This window comes from Streptomyces sp. NPDC059009 (genome assembly GCF_042740175.1).
GTDB lineage: Bacteria > Actinomycetota > Actinomycetes > Streptomycetales > Streptomycetaceae > Streptomyces.
In genome coordinates this window covers 179,526-193,127 of record NZ_JBHYJB010000010.1, presented here as the reverse complement: position 1 = coordinate 193,127, position 13,602 = coordinate 179,526, and the positions used below count along the sequence as shown (strand labels likewise).

General features: G+C 67.1%; 25 protein-coding genes. All 25 read left to right on the top strand.

The window, feature by feature from the left end; all coding sequences use genetic code 11:
* Window positions 1–94 precede the first annotated feature (94 nt).
* The 25 genes from ACFWYM_RS13005 (at window position 95) to ACFWYM_RS12885 (ending at window position 13,511) form a co-directional block, all read left to right on the top strand.
* The gene (locus ACFWYM_RS13005; RefSeq protein ID WP_384834544.1) at window positions 95–262 is read left to right on the top strand and encodes a hypothetical protein; all 168 of its coding nucleotides are present in this window, start codon (window positions 95–97) and stop codon (window positions 260–262) included.
* A complete protein-coding gene (locus tag ACFWYM_RS13000) occupies window positions 259–630 on the top strand; it encodes a hypothetical protein (protein ID WP_384834541.1) in 372 nt (123 codons plus the stop codon). Before ACFWYM_RS13005 ends, ACFWYM_RS13000 begins: the two co-directional genes overlap by 4 nt.
* The gene (locus tag ACFWYM_RS12995; RefSeq protein ID WP_384834539.1) at window positions 627–788 is read left to right on the top strand and encodes a hypothetical protein; all 162 of its coding nucleotides are present in this window, start codon (window positions 627–629) and stop codon (window positions 786–788) included. Before ACFWYM_RS13000 ends, ACFWYM_RS12995 begins: the two co-directional genes overlap by 4 nt.
* Before the next feature lie 181 nt (window positions 789–969).
* On the top strand, window positions 970–1,296 hold the full coding sequence (locus ACFWYM_RS12990) for a hypothetical protein (RefSeq protein ID WP_384834537.1): 327 nt from the start codon (window positions 970–972) through the stop codon (window positions 1,294–1,296).
* On the top strand, window positions 1,296–1,844 hold the full coding sequence (locus tag ACFWYM_RS12985) for a hypothetical protein (protein WP_384834536.1): 549 nt from the start codon (window positions 1,296–1,298) through the stop codon (window positions 1,842–1,844). Before ACFWYM_RS12990 ends, ACFWYM_RS12985 begins: the two co-directional genes overlap by 1 nt.
* A gap of 298 nt (window positions 1,845–2,142) precedes the next feature.
* Complete coding sequence (locus ACFWYM_RS12980) at window positions 2,143–2,406, top strand: endonuclease VII domain-containing protein (RefSeq protein ID WP_384834533.1); 264 nt, start codon at window positions 2,143–2,145, stop codon at window positions 2,404–2,406.
* A complete protein-coding gene (locus ACFWYM_RS12975; RefSeq protein WP_384834530.1) occupies window positions 2,399–4,171 on the top strand; it encodes a hypothetical protein in 1,773 nt (590 codons plus the stop codon). Before ACFWYM_RS12980 ends, ACFWYM_RS12975 begins: the two co-directional genes overlap by 8 nt.
* Before the next feature lie 49 nt (window positions 4,172–4,220).
* The gene (locus tag ACFWYM_RS12970) at window positions 4,221–4,832 is read left to right on the top strand and encodes a hypothetical protein (protein ID WP_384834527.1); all 612 of its coding nucleotides are present in this window, start codon (window positions 4,221–4,223) and stop codon (window positions 4,830–4,832) included.
* Entirely contained in the window at window positions 4,801–5,592 is a 792-nt protein-coding gene (locus tag ACFWYM_RS12965; RefSeq protein WP_384834525.1) for a DUF6551 family protein, read from the top strand. The genes ACFWYM_RS12970 and ACFWYM_RS12965 overlap by 32 nt, the downstream gene beginning before the upstream one ends.
* 49 nt (window positions 5,593–5,641) lie before the next feature.
* A complete protein-coding gene (locus tag ACFWYM_RS12960; RefSeq protein ID WP_384834522.1) occupies window positions 5,642–5,836 on the top strand; it encodes a BldC family transcriptional regulator in 195 nt (64 codons plus the stop codon).
* Window positions 5,837–5,972: 136 nt separating this feature from the next.
* Window positions 5,973–6,164: a hypothetical protein gene (locus tag ACFWYM_RS12955; RefSeq protein ID WP_384834519.1), complete on the top strand. Its 192-nt coding sequence runs from the start codon at window positions 5,973–5,975 to the stop codon at window positions 6,162–6,164.
* Window positions 6,161–6,979: a hypothetical protein gene (locus ACFWYM_RS12950; RefSeq protein WP_384834516.1), complete on the top strand. Its 819-nt coding sequence runs from the start codon at window positions 6,161–6,163 to the stop codon at window positions 6,977–6,979. The genes ACFWYM_RS12955 and ACFWYM_RS12950 overlap by 4 nt, the downstream gene beginning before the upstream one ends.
* 119 nt (window positions 6,980–7,098) lie before the next feature.
* Complete coding sequence (locus ACFWYM_RS12945) at window positions 7,099–7,833, top strand: VWA domain-containing protein (protein WP_384834513.1); 735 nt, start codon at window positions 7,099–7,101, stop codon at window positions 7,831–7,833.
* Complete coding sequence (locus tag ACFWYM_RS12940; RefSeq protein WP_384834510.1) at window positions 7,830–7,958, top strand: hypothetical protein; 129 nt, start codon at window positions 7,830–7,832, stop codon at window positions 7,956–7,958. The genes ACFWYM_RS12945 and ACFWYM_RS12940 overlap by 4 nt, the downstream gene beginning before the upstream one ends.
* 1 nt (window position 7,959) lies before the next feature.
* Complete coding sequence (locus tag ACFWYM_RS12935; protein WP_384834507.1) at window positions 7,960–8,874, top strand: bifunctional DNA primase/polymerase; 915 nt, start codon at window positions 7,960–7,962, stop codon at window positions 8,872–8,874.
* Window positions 8,871–9,374, top strand: coding sequence for an HNH endonuclease (locus tag ACFWYM_RS12930; RefSeq protein ID WP_384834504.1), 504 nt, complete (start codon window positions 8,871–8,873; stop codon window positions 9,372–9,374). Before ACFWYM_RS12935 ends, ACFWYM_RS12930 begins: the two co-directional genes overlap by 4 nt.
* On the top strand, window positions 9,371–10,300 hold the full coding sequence (locus ACFWYM_RS12925) for a DNA-methyltransferase (protein WP_384834501.1): 930 nt from the start codon (window positions 9,371–9,373) through the stop codon (window positions 10,298–10,300). The genes ACFWYM_RS12930 and ACFWYM_RS12925 overlap by 4 nt, the downstream gene beginning before the upstream one ends.
* A 163-nt stretch (window positions 10,301–10,463) precedes the next feature.
* The gene (locus tag ACFWYM_RS12920) at window positions 10,464–10,661 is read left to right on the top strand and encodes a hypothetical protein (protein WP_384834498.1); all 198 of its coding nucleotides are present in this window, start codon (window positions 10,464–10,466) and stop codon (window positions 10,659–10,661) included.
* A gap of 215 nt (window positions 10,662–10,876) precedes the next feature.
* Complete coding sequence (locus tag ACFWYM_RS12915; RefSeq protein WP_384834495.1) at window positions 10,877–11,209, top strand: hypothetical protein; 333 nt, start codon at window positions 10,877–10,879, stop codon at window positions 11,207–11,209.
* Window positions 11,206–11,445: a hypothetical protein gene (locus ACFWYM_RS12910; protein WP_384834492.1), complete on the top strand. Its 240-nt coding sequence runs from the start codon at window positions 11,206–11,208 to the stop codon at window positions 11,443–11,445. The genes ACFWYM_RS12915 and ACFWYM_RS12910 overlap by 4 nt, the downstream gene beginning before the upstream one ends.
* Window positions 11,442–11,771: a hypothetical protein gene (locus tag ACFWYM_RS12905; protein ID WP_384834489.1), complete on the top strand. Its 330-nt coding sequence runs from the start codon at window positions 11,442–11,444 to the stop codon at window positions 11,769–11,771. Before ACFWYM_RS12910 ends, ACFWYM_RS12905 begins: the two co-directional genes overlap by 4 nt.
* On the top strand, window positions 11,768–11,953 hold the full coding sequence (locus ACFWYM_RS12900) for a hypothetical protein (protein ID WP_384834486.1): 186 nt from the start codon (window positions 11,768–11,770) through the stop codon (window positions 11,951–11,953). Before ACFWYM_RS12905 ends, ACFWYM_RS12900 begins: the two co-directional genes overlap by 4 nt.
* Before the next feature lie 108 nt (window positions 11,954–12,061).
* Complete coding sequence (locus ACFWYM_RS12895) at window positions 12,062–12,976, top strand: glycosyl hydrolase family 16 (protein ID WP_384834483.1); 915 nt, start codon at window positions 12,062–12,064, stop codon at window positions 12,974–12,976.
* Window positions 12,976–13,197: a hypothetical protein gene (locus tag ACFWYM_RS12890; RefSeq protein ID WP_384834480.1), complete on the top strand. Its 222-nt coding sequence runs from the start codon at window positions 12,976–12,978 to the stop codon at window positions 13,195–13,197. The genes ACFWYM_RS12895 and ACFWYM_RS12890 overlap by 1 nt, the downstream gene beginning before the upstream one ends.
* Window positions 13,194–13,511, top strand: a complete 318-nt coding sequence (locus ACFWYM_RS12885) for a hypothetical protein (protein ID WP_384834477.1) — start codon at window positions 13,194–13,196, stop codon at window positions 13,509–13,511. The genes ACFWYM_RS12890 and ACFWYM_RS12885 overlap by 4 nt, the downstream gene beginning before the upstream one ends.
* Window positions 13,512–13,602 lie beyond the last annotated feature (91 nt).

Sequence of the window (13,602 nt, the reverse complement as noted above, 5' to 3'; positions counted from 1 at the left end):
CGCCCAACGCATGACACGTCCCCTCGGGGACCCGCGGCGCCGCATCTGCGGCGCCTTTCTCTTGACCCGCATCACCCGCCCTGAGGGGGGCGTCATGGCGACCATCGCCGATCTGGACATCACGCCGGAACAACTGAAGCGGCGCATCCGAGAGGGCGCACTCGCCCATGAACGGCACTTGCTGCACGACCCGGACCCGGACAGCCCGGACCCGCACGGATTCCCCGACCTGCGCAAAGGGATCAAGGGCGGTGCGCGGTGAAGGTGAACTGGTACGACAAGGACGGAATCCCCATCGACGCCGCGACCGCGAACGAACTTCTCGGAGACCCGGAGTACAAGCGGATCGGCTTGACTGAGGTTGCTTCTCGCGACCGGTCCGCCGTGCACCATGTATCAACGGTATGGCTCGGCCTCGATCACGGGTGGGGCACTGAGGGACTGCTCCTCTTCGAGACGATGGTGTTCGGTGAAGGTAGCTGGTCCGACCAGGACTGTCGGCGTTACGCGACCGAGCTTGAGGCGCGTATAGGCCACGCCGAAACGGTGGAGTTGGTCGCGGCCACGGTGCCGGATGAAGTCATTACTGAACTGGCCGCGTGGCCCTCGTCGGACGGCGACCCGTCATGACCCGCCGCGTCCGGCTCAAGAAGGCCGTACGCGCCCGCTCGCGGGGCGCTCAGACAGCGGCCGACGCGCAGGACCAGGAGCGCCCGGCGCGGGCGTCCAGGCGGGCGCGAGAGGTCACCGCGGCGGCGTCCCGGTTCCTTGCCCGGACCGAGCGGTGAACCGCCGCGACATCAGGCGCCGTTGCCCGCACGTCCCGCGCTGCACCCTGTGCGGCGCGTCGGGGGTGCGGCTGCATGCCGCGTCGATCCGCACGCACATCCTCAACCGTGACCTGTCGCCTGCGCTGCTGTGCGCGGGCTGCTGGCGGGACACGGCTCTCTCGGAAACGGAAGGACCGCCGTGACAGATCCAGTACCTGTTGAAGTGGACCGCGCTCTCGCGAAGCGCTTTGCCGAGCTGGCCAGCGCGAAGGAGGCGGCCGCCAGTTGGGCCAGGCACGTGAAGCAGTTGCGGGCCAGCATTCTCGAAGAGCTGGGCTATGACCCGGATGACCAGCGGCCCCCGTCGCGCATGGCCGTCGACTCCAGCGGCACGCCGTTGTTCGTGGTGGATGTGACGTACCGGGGCGACTTCGACAGGAAGGGCCTCGCCGCCAAGCACCCAGCGATCTATGCCGAGTTCGAGACCCTGACCCCGGTCAAGCAGATCAAGCCCCCGGACACGTGATGCGCGCCGATGTACGAGCCTTGATCGATTGGGCCACTGCGCACGGCTGGACGAATCTCGGGATGTCCGGGTCCGGCCACTACCGGTTGCGGTACACGAGCGGCGTCACGCTCACTGTGCCCAACACTCCATCCGACTCGCGCTCGATGCCGAACACGTGGGCTGATCTGGCCCGGCTCACGGGGCAGCGTCCGTACAAGCCGCGGGCCGCGCGCTATCGGCACACCGGCCAGCGGGCGCACTTCACCATGGAGGCCGCGGCCCGCGAGCGTGAGCGGCATCAGGCGATGCAGGCGCAGCGCCAAGCGGACAGGGAGCGACGGCGCAAGGCGGCACGGCAGAAGGCCAAGCACGTTCAGGACGTGCATGCCCGCCATGCCCGCGCCGTCGCGGAACTGCGCGCTATCGGGGGGCGGGTGGCGCAGCTGGCCGCTGGGTCTCCCGAACGCAGCCGTGCCCTGCGCCTGATTGCCCGGTGCCTGGATCTTGAGGCCGAGGCTGAGCGTCTCGGGGCACCGGTCCCTGTCCCCGTGGACGGCGGCAGCTGACACGCCATGTGCCGGAGGGATCTGCCCGAAGGGCATCTGTGGCTGTCGTCGATGATGGCTCATTCCATGAATACGGAATGCGATTACTGCTGTGCGTGCGGACATCCCCGTCCGGGATTCTTGGATCCGAGACTGAAATGGAAAGCGGAGGACAATGCCGCCGAAGAAGCGCACGTGCAAAGACTGTCCGCCAGGGTCGAAGCGCCCAACCCCGCACCCGGGGCCGAGGTGCGCGACGCATCACCGGGAAGAGGAGAAGCGGCGTAAGGCTGCGGCTCATGAACGGGCGGTGCAAACCATGTACGGACTGGCGCCCGGCGATTATGAGAAGCTCCGGTATTTGCAGAGTGGGCGGTGTGCTCTGTGTCGCCGCGCCAATGGGGCGACGATCCGCCTTTCGGTTGACCACGACCATAAGAGCGGCGCCGTACGCGGGCTGCTGTGCCGTCCCTGCAATTCGATCCTGGGGCACGGCCGCGACGACATCCAGTTCTTTCAGCGGGCGATCGGCTACCTGATGAGCCCGCCCGCCAGGCAACTGCAACGGGGGCCCGATGGCTGAGACCCGCAAATTCCATTGTCCGAGCTGCCGCAAGAACATCACAGCCACGGCGGGCAACTGCTACCGCAAGCACGACCGCGAGACAGGCACGGAGTGCAGCCGCTCGCGCAAGGATATTCCGGCCTGGCTACTCCAGCGCGGGCCGGAAACGGGGCCGGAGGACGACACCCCGGTCATCGGCCGCGACTACGCGCCGTGTCCCGAGTGCAGCCGCTCGCCGCTGCTGGACGGCGCGACCGGCTGCTACGTCGACCACACCACGGAGCCGCGCGGCCGGAGGTGCGCCATGTCCGGCAAGCCGTACGAGAGCGAGGACAGAGCGGCGGACGCGGCCGACTCCGCACCGCCCGAGGCAGAGGAGATGATCAGCAAGTGGGCGGCAACCGTCAAGAAGATCGAGGACAAGCAACTGCCCCCGTCCTCCCCGGAGTCGACGACTACGCCAAAGGGCTCGCCGCAGCGGCCGGACGCTCCAAAGGCGCCGCCTTGTGCGAGCACGGGCAGCGGTACACCCGCTGCGCCGTCGACGGTTGCGAGCACGCCGAAGAGCGGCAATGGAGCGCCTGCGCCGACGACCGTGAGCCTTGCTGCCTCAACCCTCAAGACGGCGTCTACGGAGAGTGCGACTGTCCCGAGGCCGACCGACGGCGAGGTGCAGCGGCCGGACGGGGCGCCGTCGATCGCAACTGGTACTCATCCGCGTGCGAAGACGGTTGCGAGTACGGCGTCTGCCGAGGCGCCGAAGGATGCGGAGCCTGTTGCCGCTGCGCCGGAGGCTGCATCGTCCAGCGCGAACGGGATAGCGAAGAGGATGCCGTACAGCGCCGACGCGACGAGCACGACCTTAAGTGGACGGTCGACGGCCCCCCTCTCGACTGCCCCCACCCCGGGCGTCATAGCGATCAGTGCGGACCGGACACCTGCGGATGCGCCGACCGCGACGGCTACGACTGCGACTGAGTTCAGCCAGCCTGGATCACCGTTCTCTCAGCCGGGCAAGATCGAACCGGCCCCGGCCGCAGTACCCATGTCGGTGGAGGGCGAGCAGGTCGCGGCGGCCCTGAAGCAGTTGTTCTTCGACTACGACCACCGCCGCAGTGGCGATAACCGCGGGGCTCAGGCGCATCTTGGGCCAAGCGAAATTGGATCGCCATGTGACAGGCGCCTCGCTATGGCGCTGCTCGGTATCCCGGCAGTGAATGCGGGCGGCGACGGCTGGTCGGCATTCGTCGGTACGGCTGTACATGAAGCCTTGTCGAGAATGTTTGAGTGGGCCAACGCGGGCAGCGGCAGATACGCGGTAGAGACTCTCCTCAACTTCCCTAATGAGCATGTCCCTAAAGGTACGGCGGATCTTCTTGACCGCACGCTCTGCATGGTCGGCGATCACAAGGTCCAAGGGAAGTGGTCACAGAGCAAGTTGCGTAGCGGCGGCATACCGCCCGGATACCGCGTTCAGCTTCACGTCTACGGATTCGGGCAGCGCCTGAAGGGCGAGCGCGTCGACCATGTGGCGCTCATCTCCTGGCCGCGCGAGTCGAGTTCACTCGATAATCTCTACGTGATCGTCGAGGAATACGACCCGGCGGTTGCACGCGATGCGCTCAGCAGAGTGGATCGAATAGCTGAGTTGATCACGGCGCTTGACCATGAGGACCCGCTCAAGTCGGCACGGGAATTCCCCGTCGCCGATGATTGCGCATTCTGTCCGTTCTTCGCGCCGGGTGATGCCTCGATGGAGAGGGGGTGCAATGGCCGTACCTGACCGTCTTGTTGAGGGCGCCGTACTCCTGAGCCCGGAGAAGGCGCGGCAGTTGACGGAGCAGATCAAGACGACCCTGTCCGTCGCGCACGAGCTGATCGTCACTGCGTGGGAGGGCCGCGCGTGGGAGGCGCTCGACTACGCCTCGTGGGATGCGTACTGCGCGGCCGAGTTCGCGGGCGCCCGCATGGTGCGGCTGGAGCGCGAGCAGCGGCGCGAGATCGTCGCGGACATGAAGGCCGCGCGCATGTCCAACACAGCCATCGGAACGGCGATCGGCGTCACCGAGTGCACGGTCCGCAATGATCTCAAGGCCCTCCAGCAAGATCGACCAACTTCGAAAAGTTTCGAAGTTGGTCCGCCGACGACGCTCGGCCTGGACGGAAAGGAGCGGCCAGCCGTGCACCCCGAGCCCCGCCCGATCCTCGCCGCGAACGGCAGACGTATCCCGCAGCGGGCGCAGCGCGACGCGATGACGTCGGGCCTGTCGACGCTGCGCGGACTGTGCGCCGGATTCGACTCGGTGGACGAGATCGAACCCGGCGTCACAGCAGATGAGGCCGCGCGATGGGCGCGCGACCTGACGGACACCATCCGTGTCCTCAACAAGATCCTCAAGAAGGTGAGGAGCTATGCCGACCATACAGCGAGCGACAGCGATTGAGATGATCCCGCTGTCCGCAATCGTGACAGACCCGCAGGTCAACACCCGCCCGGTAGACGACGGTTGGGTTGCGCGCCGCCTCAGTGACGGATTCGACTGGGGGAAGTTCGGCGTACCCACTCTGTCCGAGCGCGAGCGCGGCAGGCGATACGTGATCCTTGACGGACAGAACCGCACAGCGCTGGCGCGTCTTGCCGGATACGCGGACGAGAAGATCGAAGCCAAGGTGTACCGCGGTCTCGCGCTGCCCGATGAAGCCGCCCTGTTTCTGGGGCTGAACGACAGCCGCCAGGTCAAGATCATCTACAAGTTCCTCGCGCGGCTCACCGCCAAGGACCCGGACGCCGTCGCGATCAGCAACGCCGCTGCCCGGCACGGCTGGGAAGTCGCCGACCAGAACGGCACGGGCAGGATCCTCGCCGTCGCCGCGCTGGAGAAGGCGTTCCGCTATGGCGAGGACATCCTCTGCGAATCGCTCAGTGCCATCACGGATGCGTGGGGCCACGACGCGGACGCCGCAGCCGGGTCGATCATCCACGGCGTCGCCATGGTGCTGTACCGCTACGGCAGCGCGATCAAGTCCGCCGACTTCAGCAAGCGCCTGGCCATGTACCCGGGCGGCGCCACGGGGCTGGTCGCCGACGCCCGCGGGCTTCAGCGGTTCCAGGGCGGCAGCGTCGCGGCCAGCCTCGCTGAGGTCGTGGTGAATCACTACAACCGGCGTCGCAGCACTGGCCGCCTGCCCGACTGGATGGCGTGAAGCGACCGCCTGCGGGCGGCCCGACCACCCGCAATAGGAGGTGATCAGAATGGATAACGACCCCGAACCGCTGCTCACCCCGGGGCAGGTGGCAAGGATCTTCTGCGTGGACCCGAAGACGGTGACCCGGTGGGCCAAGGCCGGGAAGATCGGCTACGTCCGCACCGTGGGCGGCACGCGACGCTATCGCAGGGAAGAGGTCATGGCCCTGTACGAGGAATCACGTCACGAGCGTGTGACATGAGACGGCTCCGCGCGTTCATGCACCGGCTCTTCCCGCAGCTCCACTGGTGGGCCGAGGTATCCGGCGGACCGCTGCACTGGATATGCGCCGGATGTGAGGCGCGCCGGTATGAACTCCCCGTATCCGGAAGGAACTTATGAAGACCCGCGCATGGCTGGCCGCTCTCGCAATCGTGAGCGCTGCTGGATTAGTCGGCTGTGAGGACGGCCCCAAGTGCATCGACTGGGACACCAAGACCGTGACGACTCATTCGCGTGTGAACGGCAAGACGGTGTCGCACGCGAGGACTGTTCAGGTCTGTGACGAGTACGAGAAAGAGGACAAGTGACCACACCTCAAAGCCCGTTTGCACAGCCCAGTGCGGGCGGGGCAGGCGACAAGTTCGACGGTGTCCAGCTGAACGGGCATCTGTTGCTGATCTATCCGGGCGCCGTGAAGACCGTGCCGACACAGAGCTTCGGGGACAAGGAAGCCATAGGCGCAGAGGTACATGTGCTGGACGCCGTCGACCAGGCGACCGGATCAGCACCCGTCTTGCGGGATACGCTGATCTTCGGCGCCGTTCTTATCGGCCAGCTGAGGACCGAGGGACAGCGCGGCGGCATGGTCCTCGGACGGCTCGGCCAGGGGGCCAACACCAAGGGCAACGCCCCGTGGACGCTCATGGATTACACGCCCCAGGATGAGGCGGTGGCGCGGGCGTACATCGCCACGCACCCGCGCGAGCAGTTCACGCAGCCGCAGGCTCAGAGCGTGGCACAGCCCCCTGCCTGGTCCGCTACAGCCGTACCGGGAACGCCGCAGCACGACATGTGGGCGGGCGTGCAGGCGGCGCCCGCGGGCCCTCCGGCGGGGCAGTGGGGGACGCCGCCCTCCGGGCAGCAGCCCTCGCCGCAGGGTGCCCCTTCGAACGGGGCTGCGACGGCGGCCCCTGCGGGAGCTGCACCCGGTAACCCCGCCCCTCAGTGGGGGGCTCCTGCTGCTTCAGCGCAGGCAGCCCCTGCCCCGGCCGCCCCTGCCTCTCCGTCTGCCGTTGATCCGAAGGACGCCGAGATCCTTAGGTCAAAGGGCGTGAACCCTGACGGCATGTCAGCCGAACAAGTACGCATGATCGCAGCGACGCTCGGAGGGCCGCCCTTCTAGTCCCACTGCACCACCACGACGGACGCGACCCGGATGGGCGCGTCCTTTTCCATGTCCGAAAACGGGGCCCGTGGCAGCGCGGGCCCCTTCGTCATGCACCCACCCGCGAAGGAGTCCGCATGTTCCGCAGCAAGAAGACAAACGCCCCCCTGCCCGCGCCGACCGGCACCGGCCCGGCCGTCAGCCTGAGCAAAGTCCCACCCGGCCTGGTCAGCCTCACCAAGACCGCAGCCGTCAGCCTGGAGAAGTCGGGGCTGACCGGCCAGCGCGCCGCCGTGTATCTGGTCCTCGATCACTCGGGCAGCATGTACCCGTACTACGAGGACGGCAGCGTCCAGCGACTGGCCGAGCAGGCGCTCGGGCTGTCCGCCAACCTGGACGACGACGGCATTGTGCCGATCGTCTACTTCGGATCGGACGCGGAAGCCCCCGACCCCATCGACCTGGACGGGTACGCCGGAGTCATCGACCGCACGCACGCGGCTGTGTTCTGGGGGAGCACCGACTATGCGGCGGCGATGCGCGCCGTGATCGCCGACTACCAGGCGGGGTTGCAGTCCACCCCCGCGCTGGTCATCTTCCAGACGGACGGCGTCCCCGACAGCAAGGCCGATGCGGCGGACGTGCTCCGCGAAGCCTCGCTGCTGCCGATCTTCTGGGCCTTCGTCGGCTTCGGCCAGAGCATCAGCTTCCTGGAGAAGCTTGACGATCTTCGCGGCCGGAGGGTCGACAACGCCTCGTTCTTCCACGCCGCCGACCCGCACAGCGTCACGGACGCGGAGCTGTACGACGGCATCACGCACGAGTACGCAGCCTGGCTGGCCGCCGCGTCCGGTGCGGGCATCGTCCGGTGAAGCGCCTGGAGCGGGCGGCCGGGCCCCTCGCTGCCGTCATCGTCACGCTGTGGATCCTGCTTGTGGTCGCGGGCGTGGCACTCGGGTTCGCCGGGGCCGCCTGGCTGTGGGCGCACGCCCAGTAGCGTGGGCCTGATCGGATACGCCGTGGCAGCGGTGCAGCGAGGCTGGTCCGTCTTCCCCTGCAATCCCTGTGGCACCCGCTGCCCGCAGTCCGGCGACGTCATCGACAAGCAGCCGCACCTTGTCGTTCCCAGCAAGCCCTACAAACTGCGATGGGGCGAGTGGGCGACCAGCGACCTTGACCGCGTGATCGAGGCGTGGACCTACTCCCCGATGGCGAACATCGCGGTTGCGTGCGCGCCGTCCGGGCTGCTGGTCGTGGACTGCGACGTGTGCAAGGGGCCCAACCAACTGGAGGGCACCGCGTACGCGGACCTTCACGAGCGCCTCGGTCCGCTGGTCGACGGGACCGATGTGCTGCGCGAGATCTGCGAGCGGTGTGGCGGGGACTGGTCGGAGCTGATGGACACCTACCGCGTGCAGACGGGGCGGCTCGGCATGCACGCCTACTACCGGTGGCCAGCCGGACTGCCCGCCTCGCAGGCGTCCCCGGTCAAGGGTCTCGTGGACGTGCGCGGCAACGGGGGCAGTCAGGGCGGGTATGTGCTGGCTGCCGGTTCGCGCACCACGTCGGGCCCCTACCTCGTAGAGCACGACGCACCGGTCCGCGACGCCCCGCCGTGGCTTGTTGAGCTGTGCCGCGAGAGGCCCCAACCCGTCCGCGCCAAGCCGCTGTTCGCGCAGCCGCGAAGGACGGGCGGGATCTCGGGGCTGGCCGATACCGTCCGCGACGCCGCGCCCGGCAATCGTTCGAACGCTCTTTATTGGGCCGCTCGTTCGGCGTGCTCGGACGGCATCCCGATCGAGGACGCCGTCGACCAGCTCGGGGCGGCCTACAGCGGCGACGGCGGGCAGCGCCAGGCGCTAGCGACGATTAGGTCGGCTTATAGAAACCAGTCGAGAAAGGAAGGGCGTTGAGAGTTCGCGTCCTTAGCATCCTGCCGAAGTATGCGATCACCGAAGACGGCCGAATATACGGCCCTCGTGGCTGGTTGAACCCATCGGCAAATCCAATAAGCGGATACCTGCACATCACGACGGGGCCCGCAGGGGCTCCGAAGCGCTGGCTGGTTCACCGCCTCGTAGCGCTCGCCTATCTTGGGGATCCCCCCAGCGCTCAACACGAAGTAGCGCACCTCAATGGGAACTCGCGCGATAACCGGATCGAGAACCTTGCGTGGAAGACGCACGCCGAGAACGAGGCAGACAAAGCCATGCACGGAACAAAGCGGTGTGGCGAGCGGCACGGCAGCGCGAAGCTGACTGATGCGGAGGCCGATGAGATCCGCGCAGAGTACAAGAACGGTGTCCTGTCCCACGTCATGTTGGCTGAAGTCTACGGCGTTGCTTCATCAACCATCACGAGGATCATCAACGGCAATGCCTACCGCCCTGAGCAACGGAACGAGGGACGTTGATCCATCACCGCGACAACGGTGCGCTGCTCCTGGTCGGCGATGCGCTCGAAGTCCTGTCGGCCGCCCCCGAAAAGTCCGTGAACTGCATCGTCACCTCACCCCCGTACTTCGGGCTGCGCGACTACGGCACGCCAGGACAGTACGGCCTGGAGGCCACGCCCGCTGCGTATGTCGAGACGATGCGCGCGCTGTTCGACCAGGCGCTGCGCGTGCTCGCCGACGACGGGACGCTGTGGCTGAACCTCGGGGACTCGTACTACTCCGGCAAGGGTGAGCCGACACAGCCCGACGAGAAAAACGCCGCACGTCGTATGGGTAAGCGCGTCCTTGACGGCCCAACGTGGGGCCTACCCCGCAAGAACCTAATCGGTATCCCGTGGCGCGTCGCGTTCGCGCTGCAAGACGACGGCTGGATTCTCCGCAATGAGATCATCTGGCACAAGCCGAACGCCATGCCGCAGTCGGTGACTGACCGCCTGTCTGTGCGACGCGAGTCACTGTTCCTGTTCAGCAAGAAGCCCAAGTACTGGTTCGATCTGAACGCGATACGCGAGCCGCACTCTGCACCCAACCGGAAGGCAGGCGCCAACGCCTTCCGCGCCCGCGACGTGAGCCATGCAAGGACGGCGACGGGTGCATACACAGGCCCTCGCCCTGAAGGCAAGAACCCCGGCGACGTCTGGTCGATCAGCACCCGCCCGTTCCCGCGGGCCCACTTCGCCACGTTCCCGGTCGATCTTCCACTGCGCTGCATCACGGCGGGCTGCAAGCCGGGCGGCATCGTGCTTGATCCGTTCAGCGGGGCGGGGACGACGGGCCTGGCTGCACGGCAGTTGGGGCGCCACTACATCGGGATCGATCTCAATCCGGAGTACCACGACATGGCCATGGAGCGGTTCGCCAAGCAGGACAAGGCAGCCGCCTAGCCGAATGCCCGGCCGTCCGGTCCGGGGCTATTTCACCCGCGAAGGAAATCATGAAGCGACTGACCCAAGCCGTGCTGTCGTACCTCGTGTACTGCGAATACTGCCCCGCAGCCTTCAACTCTGTCGAAGCCCTCGGGGCGCACATCGCGGCGGAGCACTAGCCATGACCATGCTGCCCGTCACGATCGCCGAACTGTGGGCGCGCGCCGCACAGCTGAGGCTCCAGGCTGCACGGCTCGACTACGCGGTACCGATGGAGCAGCCCGCCACCGCGTCCCGCCGTCAACGTGGACGCAAGCGGCTGGAGCAGCAAGCCGCCGACTATGAGGAGCTGGCGAAGCTGGCAGAGGCAGATGGCTAGGGGCAAGCGCCCCACCGCCAACGAAATATCTGACGAAGCCCTGGCTAAAATCCGCGCCGATATAGCGCGGTGGCGGCCAGGGCTTTTTGCTGCCGAAGTGAATCAGGGACCCGCCTGTATCTGTGGGCTGGCCGAGCACTACATCACCGGTAATCGCGGCTACACCCGCTACGGCATTCCTTCCGGGGTGTGCCACCGGCACAAGGAGAAAGGCAATGGCTCGCAACACTGAACTCCTGGTCAAGATCCGCGACATGATCCGGGAACACCCGGAACAGCACGACCAGGACCATTGGGCGAAGCGCACCTCGTGCGGCACGACGTACTGCATTGCCGGGTGGGCAGCCGTTCTTACCGGCGCACAGCTGGACTGGATACCCGTGCACGGCGGCTGGTCGGCGAACACCATCGACAACGAAGACGAGTACATCGAGATCTGCGCGCAGCGGGTCATGGGTCTGAGTGACGAGGAAACGGATCTCTTCTGCTTACACAACGCCGAAGCCCTGCTCCTGCTCAATGAGCTGATCGAGGAAGCCGCCGCATGACCACCGTAGCGAAGCGGCGTCAGCGTCGGCGCCGCCTGCCTGCCACCGAGCCCCGGCGCCGCGCCTACTGCCCGCAGTGCGGGGAAGTCCAGCGGAGCTACGGCCACTGGCGCGCCCTGTACGGCAGCGACGTGCACCCGCACTGGCGCGAAGTCGTCCAGCACGGCAGCTCCGCCGTCACGTCAGTCCGGTGTCCTGGCGGACGCGTTGATCTCACGAAGGACCGTGCCCCATGACGACACTCATCATCAGCCTGTCCGTGACCGCGTACGCCGTGGCCGTCCTGTTCGCGGCCCGCTACCTGTACGGCGTCATGCGGGCAAGGATCATCGACGGCTGGACGTACACCTATACAGGCCCGATCGAAGGCTTCAACAAGGATCGCGGCATGTATGCCGTGCTTGCGTTCCTGATAGCCGCAGCCTGGCCACTGACGCTGGCAGGTCTAGCCGTGTACTGGTTCATGACCACCACGCCCGTGCGATCTCAACACGAGATCAAGCAGGAGCGCGACGCCATGGCCAAGCGCATCAGCGACCTGGAACGGGACCTGAAGCTATGAGCGACCTGCCCGACCTGTTCAGGCCCGTGACCCTGCCGCAGTACACAGCCACGCTCACCATTCAGCGCGACGACGCCGACGGCGAGGTCATCGTGCACGGCGTCATCACCGGGACGTCCGCCGTGGTGACCGACGCCGTTGCAGCGCTGGCCGACGCGTTCAAGACCGAGGTGGAACGGTGAGCCAGCCGAGCCGCAGCGAGGAAGAGCCCGATCACCACTACGAGGAATCACCGACCGCGCCCGTACCCGAGGCATGGTCGGTAGAGCCGATCGAGGAAGAGGACGGCGATGCCCAAGCACAAGCGACGTAAGCGCACACCACTGATCATCACTGCATCCGGGGCCGCTCTCGTAGCGGCCCTGCTTCTTGCCCCCGGCGCCGACGGTGCGCCGTCCCCGAACGCGATGCCCAAGGGCGACCTGCCCGGGTGGAAGCAGATCTACGCCGACAACTTCAACAGTGCGGTCAACGCCCCCGTACCGGTTGGCTCGTTCAGCGGCTGCGATCACTACGCCGACACCCCGCGCGCCTACTGCTCCGGGCTGTCCGGCCACTGGCGCGACACCCTGTGGGCCTACCCGTCGGGCTGGTCGGACACGGCCAGGAGCGGCGCCGACGGCAACGGCGGCGCTCCCTTCGGCGGGACGTACGAGCCGCAGCGCACCGTGTCCATCGGCAAGGGCTACGACGGCACCGGCACGCTCAAGGTGTCCATGTACCGTCCGGCCAGCGGGGGCAGCAACGTCGTCGCCGCGGTCGTGCCGCGTAAGTGCATGGACCTGCGCGACGGGAGGTACAGCGCCCGCGTCAAGGTCACGCGCGCCGACTCGGGGTTCAAGAGCGCGTGGCTGCGCTACGAGGGGCGCGCGGAGCTGGACTACCCCGAGGTCGATGACTACCGGGGTACGAACGTCGCTGCCTTCAGCCACGGCAGTGGCAGCGAGTGGAGCGTCCAGACGCCCGCGTACATGACGACCGCGCACACCTACACGTGGGAGCGGCGCGGCTCCACGGTGACCGTCTACCTGGACGGCAGGCGGCTGCGCTCCGGCGGCACGTCGCTGACCACGTCGTCGTGGGTGTGGCAGAACGAGTCCCGGATCATCGGCGACCGCTCCAAGAGGAACAGCGGCTACGCCGTACCCGGAGCGAAGGCCGTCCTCGAAGTCACCTGGGCTACGTGCTACAAGGCGGTGGGGTGATGGACTTCAAGATCACCATTGCCCCGTCGCGGACCCAGCCCCGTCGCTGGGCATGGCTGGTCGTGCCCAGCGTAGACGGTGACGGCCCTTCGGCCAACGGGCAGGCGACGACGGAGCGCGAAGCGGAGCGCGCGGCCGAGGCGCGCGCCGACGAGATAGCCCGGGAGATCGAGCAGCGGCACATCTACACGTACTCGACAGACACGGGGGTCCGCTCATGACCTCCCTCCCGCGCCACAACGCCACCGACGCCACCCGCGCTCTGGCCCTGGAGATGTTCAAGGACAAGGTCCCCTGCTTCATGGCGATCGGGGATCCACCGTGCCCGCACCAGGCGGCATGGGTCGTGTACTTCACGCACCTGTCAGCCGAGGACTGCGGCGGCCAGCCTCCCGCCCCGGTGTGCACCGTGCACCGGGACGGCCTGAAGCAAGCAGTGCACCCCTTCTGGCGGGCGTGGCTGAACACGGACCCGATCCCGTGCCAGCAGTGCAGCGCAGAGATCACGATTGATCGATTCGAGGCGATCACATGAAGCCGACCATGAGCAAGAACACAGCCCCGCCGTCCGACACGGCGTGCGAGTGCCGCTGCGGCTGCTGCACACCGTGCTGCCAGCCATGTGT

Bases quoted from the DNA above. Each gene is read 5' to 3' on its own strand.
- ACFWYM_RS13005 (WP_384834544.1), top strand. From the start codon at position 95: ATGGCGACCATCGCCGATCTGGACATCACGCCGGAACAACTGAAGCGG.
- ACFWYM_RS12995 (WP_384834539.1), top strand. From the start codon at position 627: ATGACCCGCCGCGTCCGGCTCAAGAAGGCCGTACGCGCCCGCTCGCGG.
- ACFWYM_RS12985 (WP_384834536.1), top strand. From the start codon at position 1,296: ATGCGCGCCGATGTACGAGCCTTGATCGATTGGGCCACTGCGCACGGC.
- ACFWYM_RS12980 (WP_384834533.1), top strand. From the start codon at position 2,143: ATGTACGGACTGGCGCCCGGCGATTATGAGAAGCTCCGGTATTTGCAG.
- ACFWYM_RS12975 (WP_384834530.1), top strand. From the start codon at position 2,399: ATGGCTGAGACCCGCAAATTCCATTGTCCGAGCTGCCGCAAGAACATC.
- ACFWYM_RS12965 (WP_384834525.1), top strand. From the start codon at position 4,801: ATGCCGACCATACAGCGAGCGACAGCGATTGAGATGATCCCGCTGTCC.
- ACFWYM_RS12960 (WP_384834522.1), top strand. From the start codon at position 5,642: ATGGATAACGACCCCGAACCGCTGCTCACCCCGGGGCAGGTGGCAAGG.
- ACFWYM_RS12955 (WP_384834519.1), top strand. From the start codon at position 5,973: ATGAAGACCCGCGCATGGCTGGCCGCTCTCGCAATCGTGAGCGCTGCT.
- ACFWYM_RS12945 (WP_384834513.1), top strand. From the start codon at position 7,099: ATGTTCCGCAGCAAGAAGACAAACGCCCCCCTGCCCGCGCCGACCGGC.
- ACFWYM_RS12920 (WP_384834498.1), top strand. From the start codon at position 10,464: ATGACCATGCTGCCCGTCACGATCGCCGAACTGTGGGCGCGCGCCGCA.
- ACFWYM_RS12915 (WP_384834495.1), top strand. From the start codon at position 10,877: ATGGCTCGCAACACTGAACTCCTGGTCAAGATCCGCGACATGATCCGG.
- ACFWYM_RS12910 (WP_384834492.1), top strand. From the start codon at position 11,206: ATGACCACCGTAGCGAAGCGGCGTCAGCGTCGGCGCCGCCTGCCTGCC.
- ACFWYM_RS12905 (WP_384834489.1), top strand. From the start codon at position 11,442: ATGACGACACTCATCATCAGCCTGTCCGTGACCGCGTACGCCGTGGCC.
- ACFWYM_RS12900 (WP_384834486.1), top strand. From the start codon at position 11,768: ATGAGCGACCTGCCCGACCTGTTCAGGCCCGTGACCCTGCCGCAGTAC.
- ACFWYM_RS12895 (WP_384834483.1), top strand. From the start codon at position 12,062: ATGCCCAAGCACAAGCGACGTAAGCGCACACCACTGATCATCACTGCA.
- ACFWYM_RS12890 (WP_384834480.1), top strand. From the start codon at position 12,976: ATGGACTTCAAGATCACCATTGCCCCGTCGCGGACCCAGCCCCGTCGC.
- ACFWYM_RS12885 (WP_384834477.1), top strand. From the start codon at position 13,194: ATGACCTCCCTCCCGCGCCACAACGCCACCGACGCCACCCGCGCTCTG.